Annotated in this window: 18 protein-coding genes; all 18 read left to right on the forward strand. The window is 70.8% G+C overall.

Annotated elements, in window-relative coordinates; genetic code table 11:
- Positions 1 to 101: 101 nt before the first annotated feature.
- The 18 genes from ACFQ7Q_RS04880 (at position 102) to ACFQ7Q_RS04965 (ending at position 18,088) form a co-directional block, all read left to right on the forward strand.
- A complete protein-coding gene (locus tag ACFQ7Q_RS04880; protein ID WP_383549960.1) occupies positions 102 to 1,535 on the forward strand; it encodes an MFS transporter in 1,434 nt (477 codons plus the stop codon).
- A 91-nt stretch (positions 1,536 to 1,626) separates the two neighbouring features.
- Entirely contained in the window at positions 1,627 to 2,841 is a 1,215-nt protein-coding gene (locus ACFQ7Q_RS04885; protein ID WP_383549964.1) for a trans-sulfuration enzyme family protein, read from the forward strand.
- Positions 2,842 to 2,924: 83 nt separating this feature from the next.
- Entirely contained in the window at positions 2,925 to 3,440 is a 516-nt protein-coding gene (locus ACFQ7Q_RS04890; protein WP_383549967.1) for a MaoC family dehydratase, read from the forward strand.
- A gap of 44 nt (positions 3,441 to 3,484) precedes the next feature.
- Positions 3,485 to 4,336, forward strand: coding sequence for a class I SAM-dependent methyltransferase (locus ACFQ7Q_RS04895; protein ID WP_383549970.1), 852 nt, complete (start codon positions 3,485 to 3,487; stop codon positions 4,334 to 4,336).
- 91 nt (positions 4,337 to 4,427) lie between these two features.
- Positions 4,428 to 5,471 carry a class I SAM-dependent methyltransferase gene (locus ACFQ7Q_RS04900; RefSeq protein ID WP_383549972.1) on the forward strand — a complete coding sequence of 348 codons (1,044 nt, stop codon included), beginning with the start codon at positions 4,428 to 4,430 and terminating at the stop codon, positions 5,469 to 5,471.
- Positions 5,472 to 5,498: 27 nt separating this feature from the next.
- Entirely contained in the window at positions 5,499 to 6,392 is an 894-nt protein-coding gene (locus ACFQ7Q_RS04905) for a diiron oxygenase (protein WP_383549976.1), read from the forward strand.
- 38 nt (positions 6,393 to 6,430) lie between these two features.
- Positions 6,431 to 7,336, forward strand: a complete 906-nt coding sequence (locus ACFQ7Q_RS04910) for a hypothetical protein (RefSeq protein ID WP_383549979.1) — start codon at positions 6,431 to 6,433, stop codon at positions 7,334 to 7,336.
- 1 nt (position 7,337) lies between these two features.
- Complete coding sequence (gene acpS / locus ACFQ7Q_RS04915; RefSeq protein ID WP_383549982.1) at positions 7,338 to 7,787, forward strand: holo-ACP synthase; 450 nt, start codon at positions 7,338 to 7,340, stop codon at positions 7,785 to 7,787.
- 13 nt (positions 7,788 to 7,800) lie between these two features.
- On the forward strand, positions 7,801 to 8,058 hold the full coding sequence (locus tag ACFQ7Q_RS04920) for a phosphopantetheine-binding protein (protein WP_383549985.1): 258 nt from the start codon (positions 7,801 to 7,803) through the stop codon (positions 8,056 to 8,058).
- Positions 8,055 to 9,296 (forward strand): methionine adenosyltransferase, encoded by a 1,242-nt coding sequence (gene metK / locus ACFQ7Q_RS04925; protein ID WP_383549988.1) that lies wholly within the window; start codon positions 8,055 to 8,057, stop codon positions 9,294 to 9,296. The genes ACFQ7Q_RS04920 and metK overlap by 4 nt, the downstream gene beginning before the upstream one ends.
- A gap of 4 nt (positions 9,297 to 9,300) precedes the next feature.
- Positions 9,301 to 10,284: a carbohydrate kinase family protein gene (locus ACFQ7Q_RS04930; RefSeq protein ID WP_383549990.1), complete on the forward strand. Its 984-nt coding sequence runs from the start codon at positions 9,301 to 9,303 to the stop codon at positions 10,282 to 10,284.
- A complete protein-coding gene (gene metH / locus ACFQ7Q_RS04935) occupies positions 10,281 to 13,736 on the forward strand; it encodes a methionine synthase (RefSeq protein ID WP_383549993.1) in 3,456 nt (1,151 codons plus the stop codon). The genes ACFQ7Q_RS04930 and metH overlap by 4 nt, the downstream gene beginning before the upstream one ends.
- Before the next feature lie 83 nt (positions 13,737 to 13,819).
- Positions 13,820 to 15,226, forward strand: coding sequence for an adenosylhomocysteinase (gene ahcY / locus ACFQ7Q_RS04940; RefSeq protein WP_383549996.1), 1,407 nt, complete (start codon positions 13,820 to 13,822; stop codon positions 15,224 to 15,226).
- Positions 15,226 to 15,882: a maleylpyruvate isomerase family mycothiol-dependent enzyme gene (locus tag ACFQ7Q_RS04945; protein WP_383549999.1), complete on the forward strand. Its 657-nt coding sequence runs from the start codon at positions 15,226 to 15,228 to the stop codon at positions 15,880 to 15,882. The genes ahcY and ACFQ7Q_RS04945 overlap by 1 nt, the downstream gene beginning before the upstream one ends.
- A gap of 266 nt (positions 15,883 to 16,148) precedes the next feature.
- On the forward strand, positions 16,149 to 16,280 hold the full coding sequence (locus ACFQ7Q_RS04950; RefSeq protein WP_383550002.1) for a hypothetical protein: 132 nt from the start codon (positions 16,149 to 16,151) through the stop codon (positions 16,278 to 16,280).
- 80 nt (positions 16,281 to 16,360) lie between these two features.
- Positions 16,361 to 16,648: a DUF2087 domain-containing protein gene (locus tag ACFQ7Q_RS04955; RefSeq protein ID WP_383550004.1), complete on the forward strand. Its 288-nt coding sequence runs from the start codon at positions 16,361 to 16,363 to the stop codon at positions 16,646 to 16,648.
- Positions 16,645 to 17,271: a LysE/ArgO family amino acid transporter gene (locus ACFQ7Q_RS04960; RefSeq protein ID WP_383550007.1), complete on the forward strand. Its 627-nt coding sequence runs from the start codon at positions 16,645 to 16,647 to the stop codon at positions 17,269 to 17,271. Before ACFQ7Q_RS04955 ends, ACFQ7Q_RS04960 begins: the two co-directional genes overlap by 4 nt.
- Before the next feature lie 268 nt (positions 17,272 to 17,539).
- Positions 17,540 to 18,088 carry a DUF1062 domain-containing protein gene (locus tag ACFQ7Q_RS04965; protein WP_383550009.1) on the forward strand — a complete coding sequence of 183 codons (549 nt, stop codon included), beginning with the start codon at positions 17,540 to 17,542 and terminating at the stop codon, positions 18,086 to 18,088.
- The last annotated feature ends 41 nt before the right edge of the window (positions 18,089 to 18,129 follow it).

Consider the following 18,129-nt stretch of genomic DNA (forward strand, 5'->3'; position numbering starts at 1 on the left):
CAACTCCCCCTTCATCACGGCCTTACATACCCCCCATGGGTATGCTACGGTGCTCCGCGAAGGTACCCCCTAGGGGTATGTGCGAGAGAAGGAGCAGGGCAATGTCAACCGTCAATCCCCGGCGCTGGTGGGCACTTGTCGTGCTCGCCGCCGCCCAGTTCATGGTCATCATGGACACCTCGATCATCGGCGTGGCGCTCCCCGAGATGCAGAAGGACCTGGGCTTCTCGCAGAGCGAGCTCCAGTGGATCTTCAACGCCTACGTCATCGTCTTCGGCGGGCTCCTGCTCCTCGGCGGCCGCCTCTCCGACCTCGTCGGCGCCCGCAAGATCTTCGTCTCCGGCTGGGCGGTCATGATCGCCGGCTCGGTCGTCGCCGCCGCCGCGCAGACCGCCTGGGTCGAGATCGTCGGCCGCGCCGTCCAGGGCGTCGGCGGTGCGCTCATCGCGCCGTCCGCCATGACCCTGCTGATGATGCTCTTCATGCACGACCCGAAGGAGCTCGGCAAGGCGATGGCGCTCTACGGCGCCGCCGCCCCCGCCGGCGGCACCGCGGGCGTCTTCCTCGGCGGTGTCTTCACCGAGTGGATGAGCTGGCAGTGGGTCTTCATCATCTACATCCCGATCGGTCTGGCCACCCTCGCCGCCACCAAGCTGCTCCCGGCCGTCGAGTCCCGCCGCGGCTCCGTCGACATCCTGGGCGCCGTCGCCGTCACCGCCGGTCTCGCGCTCGCCGTGTTCGCCGTCGTCCGCGCCCCCGAGGTCGGCTGGGGCGCCACCGCGACCGTCCTGGAACTGGTCGGCGCCGCCGCCCTGCTGGTCCTCTTCTTCGTGATCCAGAAGTCGGTCCGCGAGCCGCTCATGCCGCTCAGCGTGTGGCGCGTCCCGCGCCTCGGCTCGGCCAACCTGGCGATGACGCTGCTCGGCGCCGCGTGGATCCCGATGTGGTACTTCCTCAACCTCTACCTCCAGCAGGTCCTCGGCTACGGCGCCTTCGCCTCCGGTGCCGCTCTGCTCCCGATGACCGTCCTGTTGATGATCTTCATGACGGCCATCACCGCCCGCCTCATGGGCAGGTTCGGTGCCAAGCCGCTGATCGCCGGCGGTCTGCTGGTCCTCGCGGCCGGGCTCGTCTGGCTGGCGGCCGTCCCGCCGACCGGCAGCTTCCTCGTCGACGTCCTGCCCGCCTCGCTGGTCGCCGCGCTCGGCATGTCCCTCGCCTACATCCCCGCGATGATCGCCGCGATGGCCGGCGCCCCGCAGGAGCAGGCCGGTCTCGCGTCCGGCATCGTCAACACCACCTACAACGTGGGCTCCGCCCTCGGCCTGGCCGCCCTGACCGCCGTCGCCATGTCCCAGGGCGCCGACAGGATCGGCAACCTGCCCGCCCTCACCGACGGCTTCTCGGCGGCCTTCATCGGCGCCGCGATCATCGCCGCCGTCGGCGGTGTGATCACGCTCCTCGTCATGAAGAGCGACAAGTCCCTCGCCGCCGAGCCCGCCCCCGCCCCGCAGGGGGAGAAGGTCTCCGCGTGAGGCGCGCCCGCGCCGACCGAGGGGCCGCCCGATGTCCGTCCACAGGACATCGGGCGGCCCCTTTTCTCGTATGCGAGAGAGGAAGCGATCCATGGACATCCGTACCCGAGCCGTCCACGTCGTCAACGAGCCGCCCGAGGAGGGCAGTCGGCCGCTCTCCGTGCCGCTCGTGCAGTCCTCCGCCTTCGCCTTCACCTCGGCCGACGCGCTCGCCGAGGCCATGGCGGGCCCCGACGGCCCGTACGTCTACGGCAGGCGCGGCAATCCCACCGTACGGGCCCTGGAGCAGACCCTCGCCGGGCTCGAAGGCGGTGCGTCCGCCCTTGCCTTCGCCTCCGGCATGGGCGCCATCAGCGGTGTCCTGCTCGCCCTGCTGCGGCCCGGCGACCGCGTGGTGGCGCAGCGGTGCCTGTACGGGGGGACGTACGCCGTCCTGTCGGATCTCGCCGAGCGGTACGGGATCGAGGTCGTCTTCGTCTCGGGCGACGACGTCGCCGAGTTCGAGGAGGCGGCCGCGGGCGGGGCCCGGCTGCTCGTCCTGGAGACCATCGCCAATCCGACCGGACAAGTCCCGGAGCTACCCGGTCTGTTGACGGCCGCCCGGCGCCTCGGCGTGACCTCCCTCGTCGACAACTCGCTCGCCTCGCCCGTCCTGTGCCGCCCTCTGGAGCTCGGCGCGGACATCGTCGTGCACTCCACCACCAAGTACCTCTCCGGGCACTCCGACGTCCTCGGCGGCGCCGCGGTCTTCGCCGACGAAGGGCTGCGGCGCGCGGTGTGGCCGCGGACGGTCGAACTGGGCGCCTGCGCCGACCCGTTCGCCGCCTGGCTGACCCTGCGCGGGCTCCAGACGCTGCCGCTGCGGATGCGGGAGCACTGCGCGAACGCCGCCGCCCTCGCCGAGCGGCTCGCGGCCCGCCCGGACGTGACGGCCGTCCATCATCCGTGGCTCGCGGGCCACCCCTCGTACGACACGGCCCGCAAGGTGCTCTCCGGGGGTGGCGGGCTGCTCTCCTTCGAGCTGGCGGGCGGCCGGGAGGCGGGCCGGGCGTTCATCGAGCGGGTACGGATCGCCCGGCTCGCGCTCTCCCTGGGGGGCGTCGAGACGCTCGTGACCCATCCCGCGTCCACCTCCCACCGGGAGTTCGACGCCGAGGCGCTGAAGGCGGCCGGCATAGGCGCCGGTCTGGTGCGGATGTCCGTCGGCATCGAGGACGTCGAGGACCTGTGGGGGGACGTCGAGCAGGCGCTCGGCGGAGGTGAAGGCCCGGGCGGCTGGGGGCACATGAGTCTTCTTTTGGGTTGACAAAATAAATGAGCCATTCGTAGATTGGGTGATGCCAGAGAACGTCAGGGAACGACCATCCTTTAGGTCAAGGGGGGCGCGGGATGCGCTACTTCGAGGACTTCCGGCCGGGCGACGTCCATGAACTGGGCACCGTCACCGTCACCACGGAGGAGGTGCTGGAGTTCGGCAGGCGCTTCGATCCGCAGCCCTTCCACACGGACCCCGAGCTCGCCACGCGCTCGCAGTTCGGCGGGCTGATCGCGAGCGGCTTCCACACCCAGGCCCTGTTCATGCGGCGCTATGTGGACGGGCTGCTCGCCTACAGCGCCTGCATGGGATCGCCCGGAATCGACGAGGTGCGCTACGTGCGTCCCGTACGGCCCGGGGACGTCCTGACCGCCCGCGTGGAGATCCTCGGCTCCACCCCGTCGCCGTTCAATCCTGCCACCGGCACCGTCAAGCCGCGGTGCACGCTCGTGGCCGCCGACGGGACGGCCGTGTTCAGCATGATCCTGCACAGCATCTTCCGGCGCCGTCCCGCCGGGTCCGGGGCCGCACATCTGTCGTCGATGCCCGCGGCCGAGGACCCCGTCGCCTGTGCGCGCGTGAGTGCCTGAACACGGCCGTCCGCATCTCTCCATCACATGAAGGGGGACCTCCTGTGGAGGCCGTATCCCGCACCGCCCAGTGGACCGCCGCAGCGCGCGCCCTGGAGACCGAGCGCGAGGACCGGCTGTTCGCCGATCCCTACGCGCGCACCGTCGCCGACGAGATCGGCTTCGAGCTGCTCGAGCGCTACGCAGGGGCCGGCACCGTGCCGTTCCTCGCCATCCGCACCACCTATCTGGACCGGGCCATCGTGCGCGCGGTCGAGGAGCGCGGCATCCGCCAGGTCGTCTTCCTCGCCGCCGGGATGGACACCCGCTTCTTCCGCCTGCCCTGGCCCGACGGCGTCACCGTCTACGAGCTCGACCGCCCGGCGCTCCTGCAGGCCAAGGCGAAGATGCTCGCCGACGAGCCCCTGCCGGCCGGCCGCACCCGGATCACCGTCCCGGTCGACCTGACCCAGGACTGGACCGGCCCCCTGAAGGAGGCCGGCTGGAAGAGCGACGAGCCCGTCCTGTGGGTGGTCGAGGGCCTGCTGTTCTTCCTGCCCGAAGAGGCCGTACGGACCCTCATCTCGACGCTCTCCGCCCACGCCGCACCCGGCTCCGTGCTCCTCGGCGACGTCATCTCCCGGGCCGCCCTGGAGAACCCGCTGTCGCGCCCGTTCCTCAGCGCGCTGCGGGAGGACGGCAATCCGTGGCTCTTCGGCACCGAGGAGCCCGAGGCCCTGCTCGTCGCCTGCGGCTGGGACGTACGCGAGGTCAGGCAGCCCGGTGAGGACGGCGCCGACTTCGACCGCTGGCCCTACCCGGTCCCGCCGCGCAACGTCCCGCGCGTGCCGCGGTCCTTCCTGTTCACCTGCGACCTGCCGGGAGCCTCCGGCACCGGCTCGGGGCTCGTCGCGTGACCGCCGCGATCCGCCCGGCGGCGGGCCCTTCGGACCACCACGGCGTCCGAGGCGCGACCGGCCGCCCCCCGACCCGAGAGGAGACTCCCGCATGAGCGCCCACGAGTTCCACCAGAAGGTCATCACCGACGCCGGTGCCGCGGTCCGCGGTCTGACCGTCGCCCTCGGCGAGCGGCTCGGCCTCTACAGGGCGCTGGCCGAGTCCGGCCCGCTCACCTCCGTCCAGCTCGCCGAGAAGACCGGCACGAACCCCCGCTACATCGAGGAGTGGCTGCACGCCCAGCTCTCCGCCGGATACGTCGAGCGCCACCCGAGCGCCGCCACGTACACGCTCCCCGCCGACCACGTCGAGGTCCTCGCCGACCCGAAGGCCGTCACCTTCGCCGCCGGGTTCTTCACCGCCCTCAAGGCGCTGTACGCCACCGAGGACCTGCTCGTCGAGGCGTACCGCACCGGCGACGGAGTCGGCTGGGCCGAGCACGACGCCGCGCTCGACACCGGCATGGGCTCGTTCTTCCAGCCCACGTACGAGCACAAGCTCGTACCGGACTGGCTGCCGGCCCTGCACCAGGTCACGGAGAAGCTCGCCGCCGGCGGGACGGTCGCCGACGTCGGCTGCGGTGTCGGCCACACCACCCTGCTGATCGCCGAGGCGTTCCCCGAGGCCACCATCCACGGCTTCGACTACTCCGAAGAGGCCATCTCCATCGCCCGCCGGCTCGCCGAGGAGGCGGGCCTGTCCGACCGGGTCGTCTTCGAGGTCGCATCCGCCGACGACTACCCGGGCTCCGGCTACGACCTGGTCTGCTTCTTCAACGCCCTGCACGACATGGGCGACCCGGTCGCGGCGGCCCGGCACGTCCACAAGTCCCTGGACGCGGACGGTACCTGGATGCTCGTCGAGTCGAACGTCTCGCCCGCCGACATCGACACCAACACCCCCGCCGCGCGCATGTTCATGGCCCTGTCCGCCGTGATGTGCCTGCCCGTCGCGGTCGCCCAGCGCGGCCCGCACGCGCTCGGCAACCACTCCGGTGAGAAGGCCTTCCGCGCCATCGCCGAGGAGGCCGGCTTCACCCGCTGGCGCCGCGCCACCGAGACCCCGGTCAACGCGGTCTACGAAGTCCGGCCGTAGTCAGCTTCCCCGTCCTTAGGAGTTCTCATGGGCGTCAGCGCCCCCCTGCCCGTCACCGACCGGTTCATGGAGGTCCTGGAGCGGCTCAGCTCCCGTTCCATCGAGGAGTACTACAACCCCTACCAGCAGTTCGACTGGCCCGACCGGCTGGAGGAGAACCAGCTGTGGATGACGCCGGAGCTCCTCACCGTCCACGGCACCCCGTACTACGACGAGCTCGGTGAGGAGACGATCCAGAAGCTGTCGAAGTGGGAGTCGATCAACTTCTACAGCCTCAACGTGCACGGCATCCGCGAGCTCCTCATCGAGGTCGTCGGCCGCATCCACATGCCCGGCTTCGAGGTCCCCTCGGACTTCTTCCACCACTTCATCGGCGAAGAGAACGAACACATGTGGTTCTTCGCCGAGTTCTGCCGCCGCTACGGCAACAAGATCTACGGCTCCACCGCGATGCGCGCCGACTCCGCCTGGGAGCCGGAGGTGGAGAACTTCCTGGTCTTCGCCCGCATCCTGTTCTTCGAGGAGCTGGTCGACCACTACAACATGCGGATGGCGCAGGACGACTCCCTGTGCCGCACCATCCGCGAGGTCAACCGCATCCACCACCAGGACGAGTCCCGCCACATCGCCTTCGGCCGCGAGCTCGTCTCGCTGCTCTTCAGCCGGATGCGCGAGGCGGTCCCCGCCGCGCGGGTCGCCGAGGTCGAGGCGTATCTGAAGCGGTACGTCGTCTACAGCATCAACTCCCTCTACAACCCGCACGTCTACCGCGACGCCGGCGTCGCCGACCCCCTGGCCCTGCGCAACGCGCTGGTCGCCGACGAGCGCCGCCGCCCGTACGAGCGCAAGGCGATCCGCAAGCCGCTCGCCTTCTTCCTGAAGACCGGGATCTTCTCCGACGACACCCTGCCCGTCGTCTGACGGCCGCCGGACCGTCGCACCCGAGAGGTGAATCCACCATGACCGTGACGACCCCCGCGAGCGTCGGGGCCCCCGGGGAGACCAGGGGACTGCCGTCCCTGGGCCCCGAGGCGACCGCGCTGCTGCGGCTGCTCGACGACACCTTCGAGAGCTGGGGAGTGACCGCGGGCGCGCGCCCGATGACCATGCCCCCGCTGCTGCCGGCCGCCGACCTGGCCCGGCTCGACTACTACGACAACTTCCCCCACCAGGCCGTCGTCGCCGCCCCGCTCGACCTGGAGCGCCGCGAGACCTCCGCCTTCTGTTCCGACACCGGCTGCTTTCCGTGCGACGCGCTCGAACCCGCCGCGCTCGGACTGCCCTCGGCGTCCTGCTACGCCGTCTACCTCGACCACCAGGGCCGGCAGGTCGCCGACGACACGCTGGTGACCATCTGCTCCTGGTGCTTCCGCAAGGAGACCCACTACGAGGGGATGCGGCGCCAACTCGGCTTCCGTATGCGGGAGATCGTCGCCATCGGCGGGCGGGAGCACGCCGAGACGCATCTCGCCGACTTCACCGACCGCATCCACTCCTTCGCCGCGGCACTCGACCTGCCGCTGCGCCGCGAGGCCGCGTGCGACCCCTTCTTCGACAAGGGCGGATCCAAGGCGGTGCTCCAGCGCCTCACCCCGGTGAAGCACGAGTTCCTGTACGAGGACCTGGCGATCGCCTCGGTCAACACGCACCGCAACTTCTTCGGCGAGCGCTGCGGCATCACGCTGGCGTCGACCGGCGGCCCGGCGTTCACCAGCTGTGTCGCCTTCGGCCTGGAGCGCTGGCTGTCGGCGCTGACGCGGCGCCACGGCGGCTGGGAAGCGGCCACCCGGGCGGTCCTCGACGCGAACGCCCGGATGCCGGCCGACGCGAGTGACGTCAGCGTGGCGGCCGGGCCGGTGATCTGACGTGCCGGCCCGACCTGCCGCCCCGCCGGCGGGCGGCCTGGGCTGGGCGAACCTCGGCATGGACATCGTGTCCGTCAACCGTGTCCGCCGGCTTCTCGCCGACTACGGCGAGACGTTCTTCGAGCGGATGCTCACCCCCGGCGAACTCGCCGACTGCCGCACCTCCACCGGGCTGGACGTCCTGAGCCTGTGCGGACGGATCGCGGCCAAGGAAGCGGCCTTCAAGACCCTCCGGGTCAGGGGCAGGTTCCTGCCCTGGCCGGACATCGTCGTACGGCGCTCCGAAGGCGGCTGGCCGCTGGTGGAGCTGCACCGGAGCGCGGCCGACATGGCCGCCGAGTCCGGCATCACCGAGATCACCGTGTCCATCAGCCACGACGTGGACTACGCGGTGGCGGTCGCCGCTCCGATCATCGTCGCGCCCCCCACCCCTTCCGTACCCCGTAGTTAAAAGGAGAGCAACCATGGCCGACGGCCTGCAGCAGGTGAAGAACTGGATCCTCGAGCGTCACCCCGAGCGCGAGGACATCGCCCCCGACCTCGACCTGATCGAGAACCGTCTCATCGACTCGCTGTCCTTCGTCGAGTTCGTCTTCCTGCTGGAGCAGGAGAGCGGCCGGTCGATCCGGATGGAGACCCTGGAGGTCGACGAGATCCGGACCCTCGCCGCCATCGGGACCCACTTCTTCGCGGACACGCGCCAGGAGGTGGGCCAGGCATGAGCAGCCGGCGCCTGTTCACCTCGGAGTCGGTGACCGAGGGACATCCCGACAAGATCGCCGACCGGATCAGCGACACCATCCTCGACGCGCTGCTCACCGACGACCCCGGCGCGCGGGTCGCGGTGGAGACGCTGCTGACCACCGGGCTCGTGCACATCGCGGGCGAGGTGACCACCACCGCGTACGCGCCGATCGCGAAGCTGGTGCGCGAGGCGATCCTCGACATCGGCTACGACTCCTCCGTCAAGGGCTTCGACGGTGCCTCCTGCGGGGTGTCGGTCTCCATCGGCGCGCAGTCGCCGGACATCGCCCGGGGTGTGGACACGGCGTACGAGAGCCGGGTCGAGGGCGGCTCCCCGGGCGCGCTCGACGCGCAGGGCGCCGGCGACCAGGGCCTGATGTTCGGCTACGCCTGCGACGACACGGCCGAGCTGATGCCGCTGCCGATCGCGCTGGCGCACCGGCTGGCGCGCCGGCTGACGGAGGTCCGCAAGAACGGGACCGTCCCGTATCTGCGGCCCGATGGCAAGACCCAGGTCACCATCGAGTACGACGGCGACCGGCCCGTACGACTGGACACGGTGGTGGTGTCGTCGCAGCACGCGTCCGACATCAGCGTCGAGGGGCTGCTGACCCCGGACATCCGGGAGTTCGTCGTCGAGGCGGAGCTCAAGGCGCTCGCCGAGGAGGGCGTCAACCTGGAGTCCGACGGCTACCGGCTGCTCGTGAACCCGACCGGGCGCTTCGAGGTCGGCGGTCCGATGGGCGACGCCGGCCTGACCGGCCGGAAGATCATCATCGACACGTACGGCGGCATGGCCCGGCACGGCGGCGGCGCGTTCTCCGGCAAGGACCCGTCGAAGGTGGACCGGAGCGCGGCCTACGCGATGCGCTGGGTCGCGAAGAACGTCGTCGCGGCGGGCCTCGCGCGGCGCTGCGAGGTGCAGGTCGCGTACGCGATCGGCAAGGCGGAGCCGGTGGGCCTGTTCGTGGAGACCTTCGGTACGGGCACGCTGCCGGACGAGGCGATCCAGTCCGCCGTCAGCAGGGTCTTCGACCTGCGGCCGGCCGCGATCATCCGCGACCTGGACCTGAAGCGCCCCATCTACTCCCAGACCTCGGCGTACGGCCACTTCGGCCGCGAACTGCCGGACTTCACCTGGGAGCGGACGGACAGGGTGGACGCACTCAGGACGGCCGCGAGCGCTCCGGAGCCGAGCAAGGCCGAAGGAGTCTGAGGAAATGCGCATCGCTGTCACGGGATCCATCGCGACCGACCATCTGATGACCTTCCCCGGCTGGTTCAGCGAGCAGCTGCTCGCCGACCGGCTCGACCGGGTCTCCCTGTCGTTCCTCGCCGACAACCTGGAGGTCAGGCGCGGCGGAGTGGCAGCGAACATCGCCTTCGGGCTCGGGGTCCTCGGACTGCGCCCGGTCCTCGTGGGCGCGGTCGGCGCCGACTTCGAGCCGTACCGGATCTGGCTGAAGGACCACGGTGTGGACACCGACTCGGTGCGCGTCAGCGCGTCGCTCCACACCGCCCGGTTCGTCTGTACCACCGACCGGGCGCAGAACCAGATCGCCACCTTCTACGCCGGAGCGATGGCCGAGGCCCGCGAGATCGATCTGCGGGAGGTCGTCGCCCGGACGGGGCGTCTGGATCTGGTCCTGGTCTCCCCGGACGACCCCGAGGCCATGCTCCGGCACACCCGCACCTGCCGCGAGCTCGGGATCCCGTTCGCCGCCGACCCGTCGCAGCAGCTGGCGCGGCTCGGCCGGGACGAGGTGCGGGAACTGGTGGACGGTGCGCGGTGGCTGTTCTCCAACGAGTACGAGACGGCCCTTCTCGGCGAGAAGTCGGGCTGGTCGGAGGCGGAGGTCCTGCGCCGGGTCGGCGCCTGGGTCACCACGCACGGCGAGGCCGGTGTCCGCATCCGCGGCGAGGGCCGGGAGACCCTGGCCGTGCCGGCGGTGCCGGCGCCCGGGGTCGTCGATCCGACCGGTGTCGGGGACGCCTTCCGCGCCGGGTTCCTCGCCGGTACGGCGTGGGGCGTGCCGGAGCGGTGCGCGGCGCGGCTCGGCTGCGCGGTCGCCGCCACCGTCCTCGACTACATGGGGACGCAGGAGTACCGGCTGCACCGCGAACCGCTCCTGGACCGGATCAGGACGACGTACGGCATGGGCTGCACGGCCGAACTGCTCGTTCATCTCAGGGGGTTGTCATGAGGAGGTCGCTGCGGGACGAGTTCGCGACCCGGGTCGTCGTCGCCGACGGCGCGATGGGCACCATGCTCCAGGCCGCCGACCCGACGATGGACGACTTCCAGGACCTGGAGGGCTGCAACGAGATCCTGAACGTGACGCGGCCGGACGTCGTCGCCTCCGTCCACGACGCCTACTTCTCCGTCGGTGTGGACTGCGTCGAGACCAACACCTTCGGCGCGAACCTGGCCGCCCTCGCCGAGTACGGCATCGAGGACCGGGTCTACGAGCTGTCCGAGGCCGGCGCCCGGATCGCCCGTACCACCGCCGACGCCCACACGGCCCGCGACGGCCGGCCCCGCTGGGTCCTCGGTTCCATGGGTCCCGGCACGAAGCTGCCGACCCTCGGGCACATCACGTACGAGCCGCTGCGCGAGGCGTACCGGCAGAACGCGGAGGGGCTGCTGCGCGGCGGCGCCGACGCCCTCTTGATCGAGACCTCGCAGGACCTGCTCCAGACGAAGGCGGCCGTCGTCGGCGCCCGCCGGGCCCTGGAGTGGTGCGGGCTCGACCTGCCGCTGATCGTGCAGGTGACGGTGGAGACGACGGGCACGATGCTGCTCGGCTCGGAGATCGGGGCGGCGCTCACCGCGCTGGAGCCGCTCGGCATCGACATGATCGGGCTGAACTGCGCGACCGGCCCGGCGGAGATGGCCGAGCACCTGCGGTATCTGTCGCGGCACGCGGGGATCCCGGTGTCGGTGATGCCCAACGCCGGACTGCCGGTACTGACCTCGGACGGCGCCCACTACCCGCTCTCGCCGGCCGAACTGGCCGACGCCCAGGAGCGTTTCGTACGGGAGTACGGCCCCGCGCTCGTCGGGGGCTGTTGCGGGACGACCCCGGAGCATCTGCGCGAGATCGTGGAGCGGGTGCGGGGCGCGGCCGTTCCGCCGCGTACCCCGGTCGCGGAGCCCGGCGCCTCCTCGCTCTACAGCCATGTGCCCTTCCGGCAGGACACCTCGTACCTGGCGATCGGTGAACGGACGAACGCCAACGGTTCGAAGAAGTTCCGCGAGGCCATGCTGGACGGCCGCTGGGACGACTGCGTGGAGATGGCGCGCGACCAGATCCGCGAGGGCGCGCACATGCTCGACCTGTGCGTGGACTACGTCGGCCGGGACGGCACGGCGGACATGGCCGAGTTGGCGGGGCGGTTCGCCACCGCGTCGACGCTGCCGATCGTGCTGGACTCCACCGAAGTCGGCGTGCTGCGGGCCGGGCTCGAGAAGCTCGGCGGCCGAGCGGTGGTCAACTCGGTCAACTACGAGGACGGCGACGGTCCGGAGTCCCGGTTCGCGCAGGTCACGGCGCTCGCGAAGGAGCACGGGGCCGCGCTGATGGCCCTGACGATCGACGAGGAGGGCCAGGCCCGCACGGTCGAGGCGAAGGTCGCGATCGCGGAGCGGATCATCGCCGATCTGACGGAGACGTGGGGCATCAGGGAGTCGGACATCCTGATCGACTGCCTGACGTTCACGATCTGCACCGGGCAGGAGGAGTCCCGACGGGACGGCATCCACACCATCGAGGCGATCAGGGAGCTCAAGCGCCGGCACCCGGACGTCCAGACGACGCTGGGGCTGTCCAACATCTCCTTCGGGCTGAATCCGGCCGCGCGGATCGTGCTGAACTCGGTCTTCCTCGACGAGTGCGTGAAGGCCGGGCTCGACTCGGCGATCGTGCACGCGTCGAAGATCCTGCCGATCGCGCGTCTGGAGCCGGAGCAGGTCGAGGCGGCCCTCGATCTCGTGTACGACCGGCGCAGGGAGGACTACGACCCGCTTCAGCGCTTCCTCGCACTGTTCGAGGGCGCGACGGCGAAGTCCCTGAAGGCGGGGAAGGCCGAGGAGCTGCTCGCGCTGCCGCTGGAGGAGCGCCTCAAGCGCCGCATCGTCGACGGCGAGAAGAACGGCCTGGAGGCCGATCTCGCCGATGCCCTGGAGGGGCGGCCGGCTCTGGAGATCGTCAACGACGTCCTGCTCGACGGGATGAAGACGGTCGGTGAGCTGTTCGGCTCGGGTCGGATGCAGCTGCCGTTCGTGCTCCAGTCCGCCGAGGTCATGAAGACGGCGGTGGCGTGTCTGGAGCCGCACATGGAGAAGTCGGACGCGGACGGCAAGGGCACGATCGTGCTGGCCACCGTCCGCGGCGATGTCCACGACATCGGCAAGAACCTGGTCGACATCATCCTGTCCAACAACGGCTACAACGTGGTGAACCTCGGCATCAAGCAGCCGGTCTCGGCGATCCTCGACGCCGCCGGGGAACACCGCGCCGACGTCATCGGCATGTCCGGCCTGCTGGTGAAGTCGACCGTGATCATGAAGGAGAACCTGGAGGAGCTGAACGGCCGGGGACTGGCCGCGCGGTTCCCCGTGATCCTCGGCGGCGCCGCGCTGACCAGGGCGTACGTCGAGCAGGACCTGCACGAGCTGTACGAGGGCGAGGTCCGCTACGCCCGCGACGCCTTCGAGGGCCTGCGGCTGATGGACGCGCTGATGGCGGTCAAGCGGGGCGTGCCCGGGGCCGTGCTCCCGGAACTGAAGCAGCGCCGCGTGCCCCGGCGGGACATGCCCGTCCTGGAGGTACGGGAGCCGGAGCCGGCGGGCCGTTCGGACGTGGCCGGCGACCTTCCCGTGCCGGAGCCGCCGTTCCTCGGCACGCGCGTCGTCAAAGGGATCCAGCTCGCCGAGTACGCGCCCTGGCTCGACGAGAGTGCCCTGTTCAAGGGCCAGTGGGGGCTCAAGGACGCCGGGACGATCGAGTCGGAGGGCCGGCCGCGGCTGCGTGGGTGGATGGACCGGCTCCAGACCGACCGGCTTCTCGAGGCGGCCGTGGTGCACGGCTACTTCCCCTGTGTGTCCAAGGGCGACGACCTGATCGTGCTGGACGAGGACGGAGGCGAGCGGACCCGCTTCTCCTTCCCCCGCCAGAAGCGGGGGCGCCGCCTCTGCCTGGCCGACTTCTTCCGCGCCGAGGACTCGGGCGAGGTGGACGTCCTCGCGCTCCAGGTCGTCACGGTCGGCTCGCGGATCGGCGAGGAGACGGCGAGGCTGTTCGCCGCCGACCGCTACCGCGACTATCTCGAACTGCACGGTCTGTCCGTGCAGTTGGCCGAGGCGCTGGCCGAGTACTGGCATGCGCGGGTGCGCGCGGAGTGGGGTATCGGGGGAGCGGACCCGGCGGGCATCGAGGGGATGCTGCGCACCGAGTACCAGGGCTGCCGCTACTCGCTCGGCTACCCCGCCTGCCCCGACCTGGAGGACCGGGCCAAGATCGCCGACCTGCTCCGGCCCGAGCGGATCGGGGTCGAGCTCTCGGAGGAGTACCAGTTGCACCCCGAGCAGTCGACGGACGCGATCGTCGTCCACCACCCGGAGGCGAGCTACTTCAACGCGGGGGGTCGGCGATGACGGCGGCGACGGACATTCCGTGGCCGAGTCGCGGGCCGTCCCGGAGATCCACCGAACGATTCAGAGATCAAGGAGCGTTGCCCATGTCTGACGCATTCACCGACTACAAGGTCGCCGACATCTCGCTCGCCGGCTTCGGCCGCAAGGAGATCACGCTGGCCGAGCACGAGATGCCGGGCCTGATGGCGATCCGCCGGGAGTACGCGGAGGCCCGGCCGCTGGCCGGTGCCCGGATCACCGGCTCGCTGCACATGACCGTGCAGACGGCCGTCCTGATCGAGACGCTCGTCGCGCTCGGCGCCGAGGTCCGCTGGGTGTCGTGCAACATCTACTCGACCCAGGACCACGCGGCCGCGGCGATCGCCGCCGCCGGGATCCCGGTCTTCGCCTGGAAGGGCGAGACCCTGGAGGAGTACTGGTGGTGTACGGAGCAGGCGCTGACCTGGCCGGACGCCGCCGGACCCAACATGATCCTGGACGACGGCGGTGACGCCACGCTTCTCGTCCACAAGGGTGTGGAGTACCGGAAGGCGGGCGAGGTCCCGGACCCGTCGACGGCGGACAACGACGAACTGCGGGTCGTACTGGAGCTGTTGCGGCGCACGTCGATCGACTGGACGGCGCTCGCGGCCGACATCCGTGGTGTCACGGAGGAGACCACGACCGGTGTCCACCGCCTGTACGAGATGCACCGCGAGGGTGCGCTGCTCTTCCCGGCGATCAATGTGAACGACGCCGTGACGAAGTCGAAGTTCGACAACAAGTACGGCTGCCGGCACTCCCTGGTCGACGGCATCAACCGGGCGACGGACGTGCTGATCGGCGGCAAGACGGCCGTGGTCTGCGGCTACGGCGATGTCGGCAAGGGCTCGGCGGAGTCGCTGCGCGGCCAGGGCGCGCGGGTGATCGTCACGGAGATCGACCCGATCTGCGCGCTCCAGGCGGCGATGGACGGCTACCAGGTCGCGACCCTGGACGACGTCGTCGAGACGGCCGACATCTTCATCACGACGACCGGCAACAAGGACATCATCATGGCGTCGGACATCGCCAGGATGAAGCACCAGGCCATCGTGGGGAACATCGGCCACTTCGACAACGAGATCGACATGGCGGGTCTCGCCCGGATCCCCGGCATCGTCAAGGACGAGGTCAAGCCGCAGGTCCACACCTGGACGTTCCCCGACGGCAAGGTCGTGATCGTGCTGTCGGAGGGCCGGCTCCTCAATCTGGGCAACGCGACCGGGCACCCGTCGTTCGTGATGTCGAACTCCTTCGCGGACCAGACCCTGGCCCAGATCGAGCTCTTCACCAAGCCGCAGGAGTACCCGACGGACGTGTACGTCCTGCCCAAGCACCTGGACGAGAAGGTCGCCCGCCTTCACCTGGACGCGCTGGGCGTGCGGCTGACCGAGCTGCGCCCGGAGCAGGCGTCGTACATCGGGGTCCCGGTGGAGGGCCCGTACAAGCCGGACCACTACCGCTACTGATGGCGTACGCACGTGATCCATGGCTCCCGGACCGGCTGCTGCGGACGGAACGGGACGCGCTGATGCCACTGCTGCGGAGCACTCCGGAGCCGTCGTTCGAGCTGCGCACCGCATGCCCGGGCTGGACGGTGCGGCAGGTGCTCGCGCACTGCGCGGCGGCCCTCGTCCGGATCGTCGAGGGCCGCCTGGAGGAGGGCGTCTTCCTGCCGGAGGCCAACGCGGCCGACGTCGCAGAGCGGGAGTCCTGGCCGCTCGGCCGGATCCTCGACGAACTGGAGCGCGGCTTCACGGAGGCCGGCCCGGTGATCGCGGAGACGGACGGCACGCTGGACGCCGTGGCGCTGGGGGAGTGGGTCCACGCCGGAGACGTACGGGAGGCGCTCGGAGCCCCGGGCGCGTACTGCGGCGCCAGTCTGGAGCTCGCGCTCCCGCTCCTTTCGGTCACGAGCCGCAAGCGGGAGACGCCGGCGCTCCTCGGCGTCCTGCCGGACCGCCCGGCGCCGGTCTCGTTCGGCAACAGGATCGCGGGCCGCCTGCCGGCGCGCTTCCACGGCGAGGCGTCCACGTTGATCCGCATCTACGCCGGCCGCCCGCTGGTCCGCACCCGTTACACCCTGACGGGCGCGACGGAGCAGGAGCTCCTCATCTACCGCTGAGCGCGTGGCCGTCGCAACGTTGTGTGCGGGGGCGCTCGTTCGGCCCTCCTCGCCGAGCGGGGGAGCGGAGCGGCTGGTGTGCTGGTCTGGATCCCATCCCCCACGCACGGGAGCAGCATCATGGCCGTCATCGTCACCGTGGAGATCCCGGCGGCACGCAGGAACTCTACGAGCGCACCACCGAGAGGGTCACCAGCGCGCCCTGGTGGCCGCCCGAGGGCTTTCTCGCCCACGCGGCGGGCCCCGACGGCTCGGGCGGCTGGCGAGTGGTCGACTTCTTCGAGTCGGCGGAGGCGTTTCAGGCTTTCGTGGACAAGGCGCTGCCGATCTTCCAGGAGGAGGGGATGCCGCCGATCGTGCCGAGGATCGAACCGGCGGTGAAAGTCGTGCTCAAGTAGCGGCCGGCCGGGAAACCCTCGCGGACGGGTCTCCCGAAAACCCTTTGCAGCCTGGCGCCCCGGCGGCCAGGCTGCACCGCATGACCGCAGACCTGTTCGCCGCCGACGGCCGTCTGAAGGCGATCCCGCGCCGGCCCGCCCGCCGTGAGGCGCTCCTCGCGCACCTCGCCGAGTCGCTCTTCGCCCCCGCCCGCTCGTACACCGAGCGCGAGGTCAACGAGGCGCTGCTCACCGTCCACGAGGACTTTCCGGCCCTGCGCCGCTACCTCGTCGTCGGCGGCCACCTGACCCGTACGAAGGACGGCGCGGCCTACCACCGACAGCAGCAGCCCGGCTCCCCCGGAGGCGCGACCCGTTCCGTCGCGTGACCGCCGCGGTGGTGGCCGGCCTGCTGGCCGGCTACGGAATCGCGATCCCGGTCGGCGCTGTCGGCGCCTATCTGGTGGCGGTCACGGCGCGCACCGACTGGCGCACGGGGGCCGGCGCGGCCCTCGGTGTCGCCGCGGCGGACGGTCTCTACGCCGTGATCGCCGTCCTGGGCGGCTCGGCGCTCGTGCCCCTCCTCGCTCCGGTCATGGCCCCACTGCGCTGGGTCTCGGCAGTGGTCCTGGTGGGCCTGGCGGCCCGCTCGGCATGGACCGCGGTACGGGCCTACCGCGCGCGGAACCTCGCGACGCGCGACGACCAGGGCAGTCCCCTCACGCCGCTACGGGCCTTCGTCACGTTCCTGGGCATCACGATCCTGAACCCCATGACCGTGATCTACTTCGTGGCCCTGATCCTGGCGACGGGCCCCTCGGGTCCCGCCACACCCCTGGACCGTACGGCCTTCGTGCTGGCCGCCCTGGTCGCCTCCGCCAGCTGGCAGCTCTTCCTGGCCACGGGCGGCGCGCTGCTCGGGCGGGGCCTCACCGGCCCCCGGGGACGGCTCGCGACGGCGCTGGTGTCGAGCGCGCTCATCGCGGGACTGGCCGTCCATCTCGTGAGCTGATCCGGCGAGGGCCGTGGCCGTCACCCGAGCGACGGCCCCGGCCCTCGCCCCGGTGCGCGAGCTCGCCCGGTGATCGGGTCCGTGGCCGCCCGAAATCCGGTGGAACGGCGCGCTGTTCACCGCTACCGTGCTGCCGACCACGTCGTCTGGGCAAGGACGTTCCGTTGTACACCCTGTGAGACCTCCCGAGAGCTGATCTGTCGCGCGTCGCGCTTCCGCGCCGCGCTCCTTCTTGCTGCGGACTTCTCACTGAAACCGGTGTACTTCTGTGCTCAATCGCTGGGTGGTCATGCCCACCTGCCTGCCGCTCGTCATCCGCCGTTGCCACACCTGCGCGTCCGAGCGCTTCCGGGCCGACGGCAGGTTTCGCGTCAACGCGAACCACAAGCTCATCGACGCCTGGCTCCTCGTGCTCTGCACCACCTGCGGGGAGACGGCGAAGCTCACGGTCCTGGAGCGGGTGAACGTGCGCTCCGTACGACCCGAGCTGCTGGACCGCCTGCATGACAACGACCCGCGTCTGGCGGCCGAGCTGTTCCAGGATCCGGCCGTGCGACGCCGTAACCGCATCGCCCTCGACTGGGAGGACGCCTGGCGCCTCGACACCGGCGGATCGGATCACCTGGAACGTGAGGTCCTCGACGTCTCGGTCCGCTTCGCGGCGCGGATCCCCGTCCGGCCGGTGCGACTGATCGCTGAAGGGTGCGGCCTTTCGCGGGCCGAGGTCGAGAGACTGATCACGGCGGGGAAGGTCGTCGCGGCGGTCCGGCTGAACGGCAGGCTCTCCGGCGACTTCACCTTCATGCTCAAGCGCTGAGCCCCCTCGGGGCCCGGGGCTGTCCGGCGGTCTCGCCGGAC

Origin of the sequence: Streptomyces sp. NPDC056527 (assembly GCF_042794475.1) — a bacterium.
Classification (GTDB): domain Bacteria; phylum Actinomycetota; class Actinomycetes; order Streptomycetales; family Streptomycetaceae; genus Streptomyces.

Bases quoted from the DNA above. Each gene is read 5' to 3' on its own strand.
- ACFQ7Q_RS04900 (WP_383549972.1), top strand. From the start codon at position 4,428: ATGAGCGCCCACGAGTTCCACCAGAAGGTCATCACCGACGCCGGTGCC.
- ACFQ7Q_RS04890 (WP_383549967.1), top strand. From the start codon at position 2,925: ATGCGCTACTTCGAGGACTTCCGGCCGGGCGACGTCCATGAACTGGGC.
- ACFQ7Q_RS04945 (WP_383549999.1), top strand. From the start codon at position 15,226: ATGGCGTACGCACGTGATCCATGGCTCCCGGACCGGCTGCTGCGGACG.
- metK (WP_383549988.1), top strand. From the start codon at position 8,055: ATGAGCAGCCGGCGCCTGTTCACCTCGGAGTCGGTGACCGAGGGACAT.
- ACFQ7Q_RS04880 (WP_383549960.1), top strand. From the start codon at position 102: ATGTCAACCGTCAATCCCCGGCGCTGGTGGGCACTTGTCGTGCTCGCC.
- ACFQ7Q_RS04930 (WP_383549990.1), top strand. From the start codon at position 9,301: ATGCGCATCGCTGTCACGGGATCCATCGCGACCGACCATCTGATGACC.
- ACFQ7Q_RS04955 (WP_383550004.1), top strand. From the start codon at position 16,361: ATGACCGCAGACCTGTTCGCCGCCGACGGCCGTCTGAAGGCGATCCCG.
- ACFQ7Q_RS04885 (WP_383549964.1), top strand. From the start codon at position 1,627: ATGGACATCCGTACCCGAGCCGTCCACGTCGTCAACGAGCCGCCCGAG.
- ACFQ7Q_RS04905 (WP_383549976.1), top strand. From the start codon at position 5,499: ATGGGCGTCAGCGCCCCCCTGCCCGTCACCGACCGGTTCATGGAGGTC.
- ACFQ7Q_RS04910 (WP_383549979.1), top strand. From the start codon at position 6,431: ATGACCGTGACGACCCCCGCGAGCGTCGGGGCCCCCGGGGAGACCAGG.
- metH (WP_383549993.1), top strand. From the start codon at position 10,281: ATGAGGAGGTCGCTGCGGGACGAGTTCGCGACCCGGGTCGTCGTCGCC.
- ACFQ7Q_RS04920 (WP_383549985.1), top strand. From the start codon at position 7,801: ATGGCCGACGGCCTGCAGCAGGTGAAGAACTGGATCCTCGAGCGTCAC.
- ahcY (WP_383549996.1), top strand. From the start codon at position 13,820: ATGTCTGACGCATTCACCGACTACAAGGTCGCCGACATCTCGCTCGCC.